The sequence below is a fragment of the Fictibacillus nanhaiensis genome (genome assembly GCF_042686385.1).
Lineage (GTDB): Bacteria > Bacillota > Bacilli > Bacillales > Fictibacillaceae > Fictibacillus > Fictibacillus nanhaiensis.
This window is the reverse complement of the sequence record NZ_JBHUPF010000006.1, coordinates 1,486,526-1,500,622: the sequence shown is the minus strand read 5'-3', so window position 1 is coordinate 1,500,622 and position 14,097 is coordinate 1,486,526. Positions and strand designations below refer to the sequence as shown.

Genomic DNA, 14,097 nt, shown 5'->3' with positions numbered 1-14,097 from the left:
ACACTGTCACATTCTGCCTTTATCTTATACTATTGTGCATAGGATGTAAATTTTTCATTAACAGAATAAAAAAAAGAGCGAGAAATTTATTCCCGCTCTTTCTTTAATGTTTCATGAGCTGACTTAACAACTTCTTCAATATCTTCTAAAGTTATTGTTCGAGAGTCCTCATTATTTACTTTCCCATGCATTAAAAACTCAATGTTGCCATCCCCACCAGTTATAGGTGAAAAAGACAATGCAACAGGATTAATCCCTGTTTTGTGGGCAAAGTCTGTTATCTCTTCGATCACACGTTTATGAACTTTTAGATCTCTAACGATTCCTTTCTTGCCAACTTCTTCACGTCCTGCTTCAAACTGAGGCTTGATCAAAGCGATCACATCACCAGTTGGCATGAGCTGAGTTAGTACAGGAAGAATGATTCGTAGAGAAATGAATGAAACATCTATCGTTGCAAAATGGGGTATCCCCTTTTGAAGCTGATCAGGTGTTACATATCTAAAGTTCGTTCTTTCCATAACAGCTACTCTTGAATCGTTTCTGAGTTTCCAAGCAAGTTGATTGTAGCCAACATCGATCGCATAGATATAGGAAGCACCGTTTTGAAGCGCACAATCCGTAAATCCACCAGTTGAAGCTCCAATATCCATTCCAATCTTTTCTTTGACATCAAAATCAAAGATCTTAAGAGCCTTTTCAAGTTTCAGTCCACCTCTTCCTACATAAGGAATAACATCTCCTTTAACATGAAGAGGCGCATCTTGTTCTATTTTTTCACCTGGCTTATCCATTCGGTTCGTTCCTGAATACACGAGTCCAGCCATAACCGATCGTTTAGCTTTTTCTCGCGTTTCACAAAGTCCGCGATTGACAAGCAGTACATCTACCCGTTCTTTTTTCATGTAAGAAGACCCTTTTCTGCCTTTCGTTTTACAAGTGCTTTCACACGCTCAACAAGATCAGGGGTTGTAATTCCGATCTCTTCTAATAATTTTGTTACACTTCCATGCTCGATAAAGCAATCAGGAATTCCCATACGATCAATAATTACATTTGCTTGATGATCAGCCGCATGCTCTAAAACCGCACTTCCGAAACCACCCTGAAGAACAGCCTCTTCTAACGTTAGAATTGGCATGTTTTCAAAATAGAGCTCTTTTAACATCTTTGAGTCAAGCGGTTTGATGAAACGAGCATTGATCACGCGTGCTGAGACACCTGATTTCGCAAGGATCTCCCACGCTTCAAGCGCCATTGGAATCGTAGTTCCAAATGTTAGAATCGCAACGTCATCTCCATCTTTCAGCACTTCCCAAGTACCAATTGGAATGTTCTCAAACTCTTCATCCATTGGAACTCCGGAACCGTTTCCTCTAGGGAATCTGATCGCAATCGGACCATCTTCATATTTTAGAGCAGAGTATACCATGTGCTGAAGTTCGTTCTCGTCTTTCCCCATCATCAACACCATATTTGGAATATGACGCAAGAAGGCAATATCAAATACACCTTGGTGCGTTTCTCCATCAGCACCAACGAGACCAGATCTGTCAATTGTAAAAACAACATTCAAGTTCTGTCTAGCTACATCATGAACCACTTGATCGTAACCTCGCTGCAAGAACGTAGAATAGATCGATAGGACAGGTTTCATATTCTGCGTTGCAAGTCCAGCTGCCATCGTTGTAGCATGTTGTTCTGCGATACCAACGTCAAACAAACGATCAGGAAACGCTTTTCCGTAATCAGTTAACTTTGAGCCGATCGTCATGGCTGGTGTTATCACGGCAATACGATCATCTTTATGTGAAAGTGTCTCAAGAGTCTTACTGACAACACCGCTATAAGATGGTCCAATTTGCTGTGGTTTGATCTGCTGACCTGATTCAATCTTATATGGACCTACACCATGCCAGCTATCTTTCTTATCACTCTCAGCCGGTTCATATCCTTTTCCTTTTTTTGTAAGAACGTGGATGATTACCGGACCTTTCGTCTTTTTGGCATATGTTAGATTCTCGATCAAGTCATCTACATCATGACCATCGACTGGCCCTAAGTAGGTGTAACCTAGCTCCTCAAAAAACATCCCTGATACTAATAGGTACTTTAAGCTATCTTTTACACGTTCTGCTGTAGCAGCTAATTTACCGCCAAACGCAGGAATTTTACGGATTAAAGACTCTAGTTCATCTTTGGCTTTATTATATTTTCTAGCTGTTCTCATGCGTCCTAAAACGTTATGAAGAGCTCCCACATTCGGAGCGATCGACATCTCATTGTCGTTAAGCACAACGATCAAGTCTTTCTTTTCATGTCCGATATGGTTGAGCGCTTCTAAAGCCATCCCGCCTGTTAGAGCACCATCACCAATGACAGCAACAACTTTGTCATCTGTTTTTTTCAGGTCTCTTGCGATCGCCATACCCATCGCAGCAGAAAGTGACGTAGAACTGTGTCCCGTTTCCCATACATCATGTTCGCTTTCAATACGTTTTGGAAATCCACATAGTCCCTTGTACTGACGAAGTGTATCGAACTGAGATGCTCTTCCGGTAAGAATCTTGTGGACATAGGCTTGATGACCTACATCCCAAATAAACTTGTCTTTCGGACTGTCAAAGACTTTGTGCATGGCAAGCGTTAATTCTACAACGCCGAGGTTAGGACCTAGGTGCCCTCCTCTAACTGAAAGTTTTTCAATTAGAAAAGAACGGATTTCGGCCGCTAATTTATTTAATTGTTCAGTTTCGTACGTTTTCAAAAACTGAGGATCTTGGATTTCTTCCAGGTTCATGGAATATGCCTCTCTTTCCATTAACGCCTTTTCTTCTCTCTTTTAGCAGGCGATAGCAGTTTAATTCTTAATTTTTCCTCTAAAAAATATAATAAACGCCCAACCTGAAAAATTATAAAGGTTGAGTGGTTGATCGCATATGACTTTCCTAACGCTTTGCCTCCTACAGTAAGTGCAGCAACTACACTAGTGAAGACGATCGAGATCAAATATTCAGAGTTTGATCCAGACCTATTCCCCATAGAGAGTGTAAGTTCTACAACAACTGCAGCAGATGCTGTTCCGCTAACGATTCCAGAGATATCACCAATAACATCGTTACAAAAATTCGCCACACGATCTGCGTTTCTTGTAATGATTATAGCATGTCTTGCTCCAGGAACCTTCTCAGAAGCCATCGCGTGAAATGGAACTTCTTTCGCAGCGGTTGATGCTACTCCCACTATGTCAAACAGAACCCCGGTTAAGACGATTAGAAAGACGATTCCCATCCCTATCGCCCACGAAACTCCATTTAACAAAAAAGAGGATACAACTGTAAAAATAGCCGCTAACACAAGAGTGATAACGGCAATGCTTGTACTCCATTTGAGTGTTTTAGTAAAGGAATGCTTCATGCATAACTCCTCACTTTTTGGTCACTTTATGTAATAGGGAGTGGTCACCTTATTAAGTAAAGACTGCGGCTTAGGTCCAGTAGGTTTTCCCAGAAGAGTACGAAATGTCGCCATATTCGCGGTTTCCCTTTACTCTCTTCTTAACGCTGTCGCCAAACGTTAGACTAGATTACCACTTAGTCCGCACTATAATCCCTAAAAGGTGTCAGGGCAGAACAGTCTAGGAGTTTTCCTCAACAGCCTCGCGCACATTCCCTAGCCTCTTTTGCAGAGAAGATTTCATATGGTATAAAGCTCATAATCAGCGGCCAACCGATACAGGCTTTTCACACCATAATCCCCTCAAGCTCCACTCAAGGCAGGCTACGCTGCTCGCCTTCTTTTCCTGTTAACAAGAAAAAAAGCTAAGCAGGTTCAAACCCCATTTCGCAGTAAGGTCTTTTGAACACAAACCGCAAATATGGGGGCCTCCGCGGAAGAAGGGTCCTCGCCCACATGCCATTGTGGATCGCCCTTCAACCTTAACTCCCAGCGATGACCCAAGGCTGGGCGCCTCAAGCCAATACAAGGAACTTCATCGATGTGCCCTTTGGCGGATTTTTAGGCCCGCCTTCAGGAATGGGGGGCTGACTAGAATACTGCACCACTCCAAAGCAAATAATATCATATCATACTTCCAATTATGCAACAATCTCTTAGTGGTTTCTTTTAATAATGTAGTCAGCAATGGACGCTAATATGCCTGTATTCCCTTTGATCTTGTTTAAGTGTTCTAAAGAAATATGTATATGGTTTTCCATTTCTTTCTTTGCTCCATCAAGACCAAGAATCTTCGGATAAGTGGTTTTCAGATTCGCTTCATCACTTCCAACAGGTTTACCTATTTCTTCCTGTTTGCCAATTACATCAAGTATGTCATCTTGAATCTGAAAGGCAATCCCGATATGTCGTGCATAGTTCGTCAAATGCAAAAGATCTTCATCAGAAGCTCCCGCTGCTATACCCCCAACGATCACCGAACATTCGAGCATCTTGCCCGTCTTTTTTTCATGAATGCTTTCTAATTCCGTTAACGAGAGCTCTCTGTTCTCTCCCTCTATGTCTTCGACTTGACCACCAACCATTCCTGTTGAACCTGCAGCTTTAGATAAAACAGAAATTATTTGAACCTTTTGGTCCGATGTTAAATAGGAGTTGTTCGTGATCAAGCTGAAGCTCTCTGTCAATAATGCATCTCCAGCTAAGATCGCTTGTGCTTCTCCAAAAACTTTATGGTTCGTGAGTTTCCCTCTTCTATAATCATCATTATCCATAGAAGGAAGATCATCATGAATTAAAGAATACGTATGAACAAATTCGATTGAACAAACCACGTCTACTACTTCTTCTGTGTTCTTTTCAAAGGCTTCCAAGACTGCGAGTGCTAAGATCGGGCGTATCCGCTTCCCACCTGCGGAAATGGAATATAGCATCGACTTTTTCAATGTCTCTGGAGCATCCAAGTTTTCTAAATAAGCAACCATCTTTTCTTCAACCAATGTTTTTTTATCTCGAAGATATTGTTCAAACGCTATCAATGATCTTCCTCCTGAATCGCGAATGGTTCTTCTTTTCCGTCTTCATGCAGAATCGTATCCATCTTCTTCTCAACGTTCTGTAGTTTCGTATGACATAACTTGGATAGTTTCATTCCTTGTTGATACAGATCGATACTCTCTTCCAAAGGAACATCTCCCTGTTCAAGCTTTTCAACGATTTCTTCAAGTTGTATCATCGCTTCTTCAAATGTAAGTTTGCTTGTTTTTTCAGTCATTTGTAAAAGACGCCTCCGTTCCAGTGATGTGACAATCTACCTGTCCATCTTTTAACTTTATCGTTAATGCATCTCCAACCTTTACCTGTGATACGGATTTGACCAATTCGTCTTTACCTTGTTTATAGGTCAAGCTGTACCCGCGATCCATTACAGCTAGAGGATTAAGGGAAGAGAGCCTAGAAATCTTGTTCGAAAAATCCCTCTGGTGTTGCCTTACGTGACGATTTGTTTCTTTTAACAATGTTTTATGCAGAGAAACGACTCTTTCGTTTGCCTTCTGAAGCTGACCTCTTGGCGAAAAAAGCAATAATTGACGCTTGACTTGAGAGAGTTGATTCTGATGCTGATCAACAAAACTGCCTACCGTACGTTTTAATTGATCCATACACCTATCCAGTTCTTGTTCTTTTTGTTTGATCAATTGAGTTGGGTATTTAAAGGCATACGATTTTTGTAGTCGTGATAAATGCTGTTGATGACCTGCTACAAACTCATTCATCACTCGTTTCAGACGAACATTTCTTTGGAATAAACGATCTTTTAGTTCATCTAGATGGGGCACTGCCATCTCAGCAGCAGCTGTTGGTGTTGGAGCTCGTAGATCTGCCACAAAATCTGAAATCGTAAAATCCGTTTCATGTCCTACAGCAGAAATGATGGGCAGTTGTGATTGAAAGATCGCTCTGGCAACACTTTCCTCGTTAAACGCCCACAGTTCTTCTATCGATCCTCCACCTCGTCCCACGATGAGAACATCTGATTCATTCAAAGCATTCGCTTGTTCAATCGCCCGAACGATGGACGGGGCAGCTCCAGGTCCTTGAACGAGGACTGGATATACAGTGACAGCAGCTAGCGGAAACCTCCGCTTTATGGTAGTCACGATATCCCTTACAGCAGCTCCTGTAGGTGAAGTGATCACACCAATCGTTGAAGGGAATTTAGGCAGCGGCTTTTTATGTATCGGATCAAAAAGACCTTGTTGATCTAACATACTCTTTAAATTTTCGTATGCTAGAAACAAGTTACCAACACCGTCTTGCTGCATCGTTCTGACATAGAGCTGGTATTGCCCTTGAGGTTCGTAAACAGAGAATGAACCTTGAATCAAAACATTCATTCCTTCTTCAGGTTTGAAGTTTAGATGTCTGTTGTTTCCTGCAAACATAACAGCAGAAACTCTGCTGTTGGCATCTTTTAACGTAAAATACAGATGGCCCCTACTATGGAGCTTAACATTGGATAGTTCACCTTTTACCCAAACGTCTTGTAAGTTACCGTCATTTTCAAATAGCCTCTTAATATACCGGGTTACAGCCGATATTGGAACATACCGATTGTTGTTTTGCATTAATGTACTTCCTTTAACTGCTTTCTCCATTTTGAAGCAAGAACCGTATTATTCATTAACATCGTGATGGTCATAGGGCCAACGCCACCTGGAACAGGAGTGATATGTTTTGCTTTCGGTTTAATAGCCTCATAGTCTACATCCCCACAAAGCTTTCCATCCTCCTTACGGTTAACCCCAACATCAATAACAACGGCACCTGCTTTTACCATATCTTCTGTAATAAGGTTCGGTTTTCCTACCGCTGCAATTAAAATATCCGCTTGTAAGGTTTGTTCACAAAGGTTCTTTGTTCTTGAGTGACAGAACGTGACCGTCGCATTTTCTTGCAAGAAAAGTTGGCCTACTGGCTTTCCTACAAGGTTGCTTCTGCCTACAACGACAACATGTTTTCCAGAAATATCTTCACCGGTTTGTTTAACCATCTCTAAAATACCCAGTGGTGTACATGGTATAAAAGCTTGCTCATCTCCTGCATGCATGCGTCCGATATTAATCGGATGAAAACCGTCTACATCTTTTTCAGGCAGAATGGTTTCAATTACTTTTGATTCACTAATATGTGAAGGAAGGGGAAGTTGTACGAGTATCCCATCGATTTGTTCGTCATTGTTGAATGCTTGAATGTATTGTAACAATTCATTCTCAGAAATAGATTCAGGAAGCTCAGTCAATACGGAATGCATTCCGAGCTCTTTACATGTTCTTTCTTTTGCTAATACATATGAACGAGACGCTGGGTGATCGCCTACTAGAATAACAGCTAAACCTGGAACAATTCCTTCTTGTTTAAGGTCTTGGATCTCTGTTGCAAGTTTTTCTCTAATCTCTCTCGCAATTTGTTTTCCGTCTAAAACAGCCATTCTAAAGTCCCCCTCAAAAGTAGTTGGTTTTTTTATTCAATTAATTATTGTTAATATCTTTGATTATTTTTCCTAGGACTCCATTTACGAAACGTCCTGCTTCTTCACCGCCAAAGATTTTTGCTGTTTCAATCGCTTCGTTCAAGGTTACGTTCTTTGGAACCTCTTTCATGAACAGCCATTCGTAGGCAGCCATCTGAAGAACGACACGTTCAACGTTTGCTAGTCTTGAAAAGCTCCATTTCTCTAAATAAGGCGTTAAAAAACGCTCGATTTCTTCTTTCTTTTCAACCGTACCATGAACCATACTTGTTAAAAATTCGTCTGATGGCTCTCCTTCCAATACATGCTCCATCGCTTCACTAGCGGAGATGTCACTTACTTCAATTTGAAAAAGCGATTGAAATGCCTTTTCTCTGGCAAGTCTGCGTTTCATAATCCGACTTCCTTTCTATTTGCGAACAATTTCTATCTAGCATAATACCATATTGTGAGGACTCGTTACAATCCGAACAATGGACTTACTAACCCTTCCGAACATTCAGTTTTTTTCAATCTGTTAAGGGTCAAATAGTTAAAAAAGTAAATACTGATGTATTATAATTCATTGTTGCTTTGAAGGGAGTTGATTTCCTTTCCAGATGCTCGCTTTCCGCGGGGCAGACGGTGAGTCACATTTGTACGTTTCCGTATAAGTGTCTCACCTGCCCGCCTGTCCTAGCCTAGAGTCTCGCATCTTCCACTCCAATCAACAGTCAAAGAAGAAAAAGATAAAAAGATTCCCACTCAATACCAAGTGGGGTATCTAAGCTGTTTATTCAGTAATTTGAAGAGATAATTCTAGCAATTCCGGGCTTAATCCGACAGTTTGAACAATAATTCGCGAGATTTCCCCATATAGCAGCGAGTCGACATCACTCGACTAAAATTGCGCTACATATACCCCACCCCATAACATCAACGAGTTAACTCAACTTCATCAAACTATTCACTCGTAATATAAAACAAGAAAAAAGACCAAAGGGCAAGTAGAACCTCACCCTTTGATCTTTTTAATAATCTACTTCTGGTGCTTCATTCTGTTTTTCTTTTGAATCAAATTGAACACCAACTACGAATACGTTAATATCCGTTGCTTCTAGTGCTGTCATGTCTAAAAGCGCTTGTCTGATGTAATCTTGAATTTTTTGAGCTACATCTGGAATCGCAACTCCATATTTCATAGATACGTATACATCGATTGAAATACCTGCTTCAGAGAGTTCAACTTTAACGCCTTTGCCATGCGTTTTCTTTCCAAGTCGCTCTACTACACCACTTGCAAAGCTGCCTCTCATGGAAGCCACACCTTCTACATCTGAAGCTGCAATACTTGCAATAACTTCGATAACTTCAGGTGAGATCTCCACTTTCCCTAATTCTGATGAGTAACTTTCCATTTCAAATGATAGTTCATTCATCAATTAACACCTCCGTACTTATTCGCTTTTTGAAGTTAAATCATGATTTTCTAAAAACTTTGTATTAAAGTCACCATTCACAAAAGTCTCATGGTTTAACAGACGCAGGTGGAACGGAATGGTCGTATGAATTCCTTCGATCACAAACTCACTAAGCGCTCGCTTCATACGATCGATCGCTTCTTGTCTAGTATTTCCGTAAGTAATAACTTTAGCAATCATAGAATCATAAAATGGTGGAATCGTATAGCCAGGATAAACCGCAGAATCTACTCGAACACCTAGACCGCCTGGAGGAAGGTACATTTCAATCTTCCCAGCAGATGGCATAAAGTTTTTCTCAGGATTCTCTGCATTTATTCTGCATTCGATCGACCAACCATCAAACTCGATATCTTCTTGTTTGTATCGTAATCTTTCGCCTGAAGCAACTTTAATCTGTTCCTTGATTAGATCGATTCCAGTTACCATCTCAGTTACAGGATGTTCTACTTGGATGCGAGTATTCATTTCCATGAAATAGAAGTCACCCGTATTATGATCAAAGATAAATTCTACCGTACCAGCACCAGAATATTGAACAGCTTCAGCTGCTTTTACTGCCGCTTCTCCCATCTCTTGGCGTTTAGATGGCGAGATAGCAGGAGAAGGCGTCTCTTCTAAAAGCTTTTGAAGGCGTCTTTGGATACTGCAGTCTCGTTCTCCTAAATGGATCACATTCCCATGGTTATCTGCAAGCACCTGTATTTCAACATGTCGGAAATCTTCAATATATTTTTCAATATACACACCTGGATTACCAAAAGCGGTTGCTGCTTCTTGCTGAGTAATCGCAATGCCTTTTAAGAGTTCCGTTTCGTTCTTAGCTACGCGGATCCCTTTACCCCCACCGCCTGCTGTTGCTTTAATAATTACAGGATACCCAATTTTGTTGCTGAGTTCAATGGCTTCTTCCTTGTCCCTAATAATCCCCTCAGAACCAGGTACGATTGGAACTCCGGCATCTGCCATCGTTGCTCTTGCAACATCTTTAATCCCCATTTTGTTGATCGCTTCAGCACTTGGACCGACAAACGTTACATTGCATTCATTGCAAAGTTCTGCAAAGTCCGCGTTCTCTGCCAAAAATCCATATCCAGGATGAATGGCTTCTGAACCAGTTAGTGTCGCAACGCTCATGATGTTCGTGAAGTTTAAATAACTATCTTTTGAAGCAGTTGGTCCGATACAATAAGCCTCATCTGCCAGCCGGACATGCAAGGCATCTTTATCGGCTTCTGAATAAACGGCTACTGTTTCAACACCAAGTTCTTTGCATGCTCGAATAATCCTTACAGCAATCTCACCACGGTTTGCTACTAATAGCTTTTTAATCATAGACATACCCTCCTATTCTGCTTTCACAAGGAACAGAGGTTGTCCGTATTCTACTAATTGTCCGTTCTCAACTAATACTTTTACGATCTCACCATTGACTTCAGATTCGATCTCATTGAATAATTTCATCGCCTCGATTATACATACGATGCTATCTTTTGAAACTTTATCTCCTGGCTTTACGAATGCATCCACATCTGGAGATGAAGCAGCATAGAACGTTCCTACCATAGGTGATACTACTTTATGTAAGTTAGCGTCTTCGTCTGCCTTCTTCGTTTCTTGTTTAACTTCGGTATTTTCCTTTACTGTTTCAGCTGCTGGAGCTTGTTCTTTTACTGGTGGTGCTTGAGTGACTACAGGCTGGGAAACTACTTCTTCAGCTCCGTATGAAACTACTGATCCACTATCCTTTTTAAGAACAATCTTAGAACCGTCATTTTCGTATTTGAATTCGTTGATGCTTGATTTGTCAATAAGTTTAATCAATTCACGGATTTCTTGTATTTTTAACATGCTCTCTACTCCTTTTTACAATCCTATACAGTTTAGGTTTTTTATTTAGCACCTTCTATTGTGACTAGGTCTTAACACATGTAAATATACCACATTTCTCTTGTCGTGGATACATTAGAATCATGTTCAAGTTAATAGTACACGATAACGCCTTACATTGTAAGCGTTTACGAATACTCTTCACATCTTTCTATCATTTCCCTTCACTAAGAAATGCAAACTATTAATGACACTATAAGTTTCTATCCAATATATCATGAAAACGCAAAAAGAAAAAAGCCGGAAATCACGGCTTTCAACCTCTTCGTTTATTTTGATGCATGATATTCAACGGCTACCGTTTTATTGCTGCCAAGATGCTCATTGGCAACGTTCATGATCTCAACTACTTCTTTTTTCGATAGTTTATCCGCTTTTACGATGACTTTGATCTCATTGTTCATCGTGCTTACTAAAGCGTCATTGAACCCCATCGATTTGATCAATGTTTCAACTGTTGATTCTTGCATCGTAAGTGACTGAAGTTCTGTCATCTTCGCCCAAGCATCAGCTTGAACTTCAGCAGAAGCGTCCTCAGATCCAGCAACTGCTACATAATCAGCACTCATCTCATCACGCACTTCATCTCGCTCAAGGCGAAGTGCTGTAAACACATCATCGTTTGCAACACCTGAAACTGTTGCTTCTTTACCAGACTTCTTTCCTGCCTCCAAGTATGCAAGATCATCGGTCCCACCAGGTGCTGTAATGTAATACACCGACAACACAATGATTAAGCTGAGCATAGTTAGAAGCCAAACGGTTTGTTTTTTCAATAACATTTGATTATTCCCCCTCAGGATTTTTTGGTCCTACGAAAATCTGGTCACTACCTATATCAAAAACCTTTTTAACGAGCTCTATGATCATAGACTTTGTCTGGATGTTCTCTGCACCTTGTGCCAACACAGCTACACCTTTAATCTTTGGTTTTTCTGTTGTAACGATGATCGGCTCTTCTCTGCCATCATTAGAGATGATGACTACTTTTTCATCTATCTTTTGATCTTCTATCGTTCTCTTGCCACCATTTTTATCATTTTCAGAAGTTGTTTGACTCTGTGTGCTATCATCTGTAACGAACTCTTTTTTTTCTGTTGTGGAGAGTTCTACCCAGACTGACACTTTGCCTACGCCTTGCATTTGCTCTAATAGATCTTTTAATTCGTTCGAGTAACGATCTTCATAGGTTTTAATATTCTTGTCTGTGACTTCTTTCGCTTGTTTAAAAACCGCCTCGGATTTCACCTTTGTTTCTGGCACTAGCCCGTTTAATGAACTTTTTTGAGCAGGGGAGTCTATCATCTTGCTAATAAACATAAGAGAAATTCCCAATAGGAGTAAGACAAGTAAGTACTTTTGTTTATTCCCTGCTTTATCACTCAGCTGCAGCCGTTTTTTTATCTGTTCCCAAAATGAACGTTTCATTGGGATGACTCCTCTCCCCCTTCCAAATGTACATCAATTTGTTTGGCATCCAGCTGCCATTGATCTGCTAGGAACTGGATGACTTCGCTTGAAACCGGTGGTTCGAGAGATTCTTTTCTCTCTTGACCAGAAACGCTTACATCTACTTCTGATACTTCAGAGATTCTTGCTTGATCGTGAAACTTGGCTAGTACCACTTTGGCACCCCTAATATCTTCAGGTTCCAACGGCTTTTTACCGATTTCCGTTTGAATTTGAAGATCAACAATCTCTAACTCATAAGTCTGTTTCAACTCCTCTTGAACTTGTTTTTTCATTGGGACAGCCATTTGCTCTAATATATATGCACGTTGAGCGGATTGTATTTCACTTTTATTCTCTTCTATCGAATTTTTTATTTCGTCTTCTTTCGCAGCGGCTGGCAGATCCATAGCAAGAAACACTTGATCTAAATCTGAGTTTATTAGTTTGAACAGTGGTGAGAGCATGGCAAGCAGGATGAGCAAACCTACAACCATCTTGATATAATTTTGAAATTGATTGCCTGGTAACAACAACTCGATGACTCCTGCTAATAGTACAAGAATAATAATATTGGTTATCCATTCCGTTAAGAATGCCATGACTCACCTCCTATCGAACCATCAGCGTAACGTTGCCGGCTGCAATTATAATCGTTATAGCTAAGAAGAACATGATGGACACTGTCATAAGGGCCGCAAAGATAAACATGACACTCTTACCGATGATGCCTAATGATTCAACGATCGGCCCACCGCCTAAAGGCTGCAGAAGGGCTGCCGCCATGCTATAGATAAAAGCTAGGATTAGTACTTTGATAGCTGGAAAGATCGCGAGTAGAAGTAATAATAGAGCTCCTATTATGCCTACAGAATTTTTTAGTAAGATCGAAGCGCTCATGACGGTATCTGTTGCATCTGTAAACATGCGGCCGACGACCGGAATAAAATTTCCTGTTATGAACTTTGCCGTCTTGATCGTAATACCATCTGCCACTGCTGCTGTTGCACCTTGTACGCTCATGACACCGAGGAATACTGTAAAGAAAAAGGCGAGAGCTCCCATGCTGATATTACGCAACAGCTTGGCTAACTGAGTTACCTTGTGATGTTCTGACATCGTAGAAACGATGCTTAATAGGGCAGATAGAAAAAGAAGTGGCAATACAAAATTCTTGATTAATAGACCGCTTGTATTTACTAAAAACAAGATAACGGGATGAAAAAAAGCGACTGAAGCGATGCTTCCAACTGTTGCCATCAAGGCAAGAAGAAGAGGAATAAGTGCGATCATGAAACTCAACATATTATCGATCGCTTCTGTCGCATAAGAGATGGCAACGTGAAAACTATTTAAAGCTAAGATGATCAAGACCATATAGATAATGCCATACGCCACTTTTGAAATGGCTGATCGATCGAATGCATTCTGGATGGATTGAAGAAGCATGCTAAAAACGGTGAGCAGAATTAATGTTCCAAGTAGTTTACCGTGAACAGCAAGTTCATGAAACATGAACTTCAAAAGACCAAGCATGTAACCTTTTATAGAAAAATCTTTTTCTCCTTTTACAAATTCAAGAAAGGTCCCTTTCTGACTTTCTGGCAAGAATCCGCCATATTCTCGGGAGATGCTATCCCAATATTGTTTGATCTCATCTAACTGCATGGAGGAGATTTGTTGATCTACCATTTTTGAAGTGATCGAACTCGCTGATGCAGATTCTATGGGACCAAATAGGATGAAGGAAAAGAATATGAACAGAAGAATACTTGTCCGCATCATCACTTTCTGCATCTTTACAACCCG

15 protein-coding genes are annotated in these 14,097 nt (G+C 40.6%); all 15 read right to left on the bottom strand.

Annotated elements, in window-relative coordinates:
* Positions 1 to 86: 86 nt before the first annotated feature.
* Positions 87 to 905: a TlyA family RNA methyltransferase gene (locus ACFS5O_RS11160; RefSeq protein ID WP_205726808.1), complete on the bottom strand. Its 819-nt coding sequence runs from the start codon at positions 903 to 905 to the stop codon at positions 87 to 89.
* The gene (gene dxs / locus ACFS5O_RS11155) at positions 902 to 2,800 is read right to left on the bottom strand and encodes a 1-deoxy-D-xylulose-5-phosphate synthase (RefSeq protein WP_205726809.1); all 1,899 of its coding nucleotides are present in this window, start codon (positions 2,798 to 2,800) and stop codon (positions 902 to 904) included. Before dxs ends, ACFS5O_RS11160 begins: the two co-directional genes overlap by 4 nt.
* Positions 2,801 to 2,820: 20 nt before the next feature.
* On the bottom strand, positions 2,821 to 3,417 hold the full coding sequence (locus ACFS5O_RS11150; protein ID WP_066396012.1) for a hypothetical protein: 597 nt from the start codon (positions 3,415 to 3,417) through the stop codon (positions 2,821 to 2,823).
* A 695-nt stretch (positions 3,418 to 4,112) separates the two neighbouring features.
* On the bottom strand, positions 4,113 to 4,991 hold the full coding sequence (locus ACFS5O_RS11145; RefSeq protein WP_379839639.1) for a polyprenyl synthetase family protein: 879 nt from the start codon (positions 4,989 to 4,991) through the stop codon (positions 4,113 to 4,115).
* Positions 4,991 to 5,230: an exodeoxyribonuclease VII small subunit gene (locus ACFS5O_RS11140; protein ID WP_066396014.1), complete on the bottom strand. Its 240-nt coding sequence runs from the start codon at positions 5,228 to 5,230 to the stop codon at positions 4,991 to 4,993. Before ACFS5O_RS11140 ends, ACFS5O_RS11145 begins: the two co-directional genes overlap by 1 nt.
* The gene (gene xseA / locus ACFS5O_RS11135; RefSeq protein ID WP_205726810.1) at positions 5,223 to 6,584 is read right to left on the bottom strand and encodes an exodeoxyribonuclease VII large subunit; all 1,362 of its coding nucleotides are present in this window, start codon (positions 6,582 to 6,584) and stop codon (positions 5,223 to 5,225) included. The genes ACFS5O_RS11140 and xseA overlap by 8 nt, the downstream gene beginning before the upstream one ends.
* Positions 6,584 to 7,447, bottom strand: a complete 864-nt coding sequence (gene folD / locus ACFS5O_RS11130) for a bifunctional methylenetetrahydrofolate dehydrogenase/methenyltetrahydrofolate cyclohydrolase FolD (protein WP_205726811.1) — start codon at positions 7,445 to 7,447, stop codon at positions 6,584 to 6,586. Before folD ends, xseA begins: the two co-directional genes overlap by 1 nt.
* A 40-nt stretch (positions 7,448 to 7,487) precedes the next feature.
* Entirely contained in the window at positions 7,488 to 7,883 is a 396-nt protein-coding gene (gene nusB, locus ACFS5O_RS11125) for a transcription antitermination factor NusB (RefSeq protein WP_205726812.1), read from the bottom strand.
* Positions 7,884 to 8,499: 616 nt separating this feature from the next.
* A complete protein-coding gene (locus ACFS5O_RS11120; protein WP_137788933.1) occupies positions 8,500 to 8,907 on the bottom strand; it encodes an Asp23/Gls24 family envelope stress response protein in 408 nt (135 codons plus the stop codon).
* A gap of 18 nt (positions 8,908 to 8,925) precedes the next feature.
* On the bottom strand, positions 8,926 to 10,284 hold the full coding sequence (gene accC, locus ACFS5O_RS11115; protein WP_153237866.1) for an acetyl-CoA carboxylase biotin carboxylase subunit: 1,359 nt from the start codon (positions 10,282 to 10,284) through the stop codon (positions 8,926 to 8,928).
* A 12-nt stretch (positions 10,285 to 10,296) separates the two neighbouring features.
* Positions 10,297 to 10,800 carry an acetyl-CoA carboxylase biotin carboxyl carrier protein gene (accB, locus tag ACFS5O_RS11110; protein WP_205726813.1) on the bottom strand — a complete coding sequence of 168 codons (504 nt, stop codon included), beginning with the start codon at positions 10,798 to 10,800 and terminating at the stop codon, positions 10,297 to 10,299.
* Between the two features lie 308 nt (positions 10,801 to 11,108).
* A complete protein-coding gene (locus tag ACFS5O_RS11105; RefSeq protein ID WP_066396025.1) occupies positions 11,109 to 11,621 on the bottom strand; it encodes a SpoIIIAH-like family protein in 513 nt (170 codons plus the stop codon).
* A gap of 4 nt (positions 11,622 to 11,625) precedes the next feature.
* Positions 11,626 to 12,267 carry a stage III sporulation protein AG gene (gene spoIIIAG, locus ACFS5O_RS11100; protein ID WP_066396026.1) on the bottom strand — a complete coding sequence of 214 codons (642 nt, stop codon included), beginning with the start codon at positions 12,265 to 12,267 and terminating at the stop codon, positions 11,626 to 11,628.
* Positions 12,264 to 12,890 carry a stage III sporulation protein AF gene (gene spoIIIAF / locus ACFS5O_RS11095; RefSeq protein ID WP_205726814.1) on the bottom strand — a complete coding sequence of 209 codons (627 nt, stop codon included), beginning with the start codon at positions 12,888 to 12,890 and terminating at the stop codon, positions 12,264 to 12,266. Before spoIIIAF ends, spoIIIAG begins: the two co-directional genes overlap by 4 nt.
* Positions 12,891 to 12,900: 10 nt before the next feature.
* Positions 12,901 to 14,085 carry a stage III sporulation protein AE gene (gene spoIIIAE, locus ACFS5O_RS11090; RefSeq protein ID WP_205726815.1) on the bottom strand — a complete coding sequence of 395 codons (1,185 nt, stop codon included), beginning with the start codon at positions 14,083 to 14,085 and terminating at the stop codon, positions 12,901 to 12,903.
* Positions 14,086 to 14,097 lie beyond the last annotated feature (12 nt).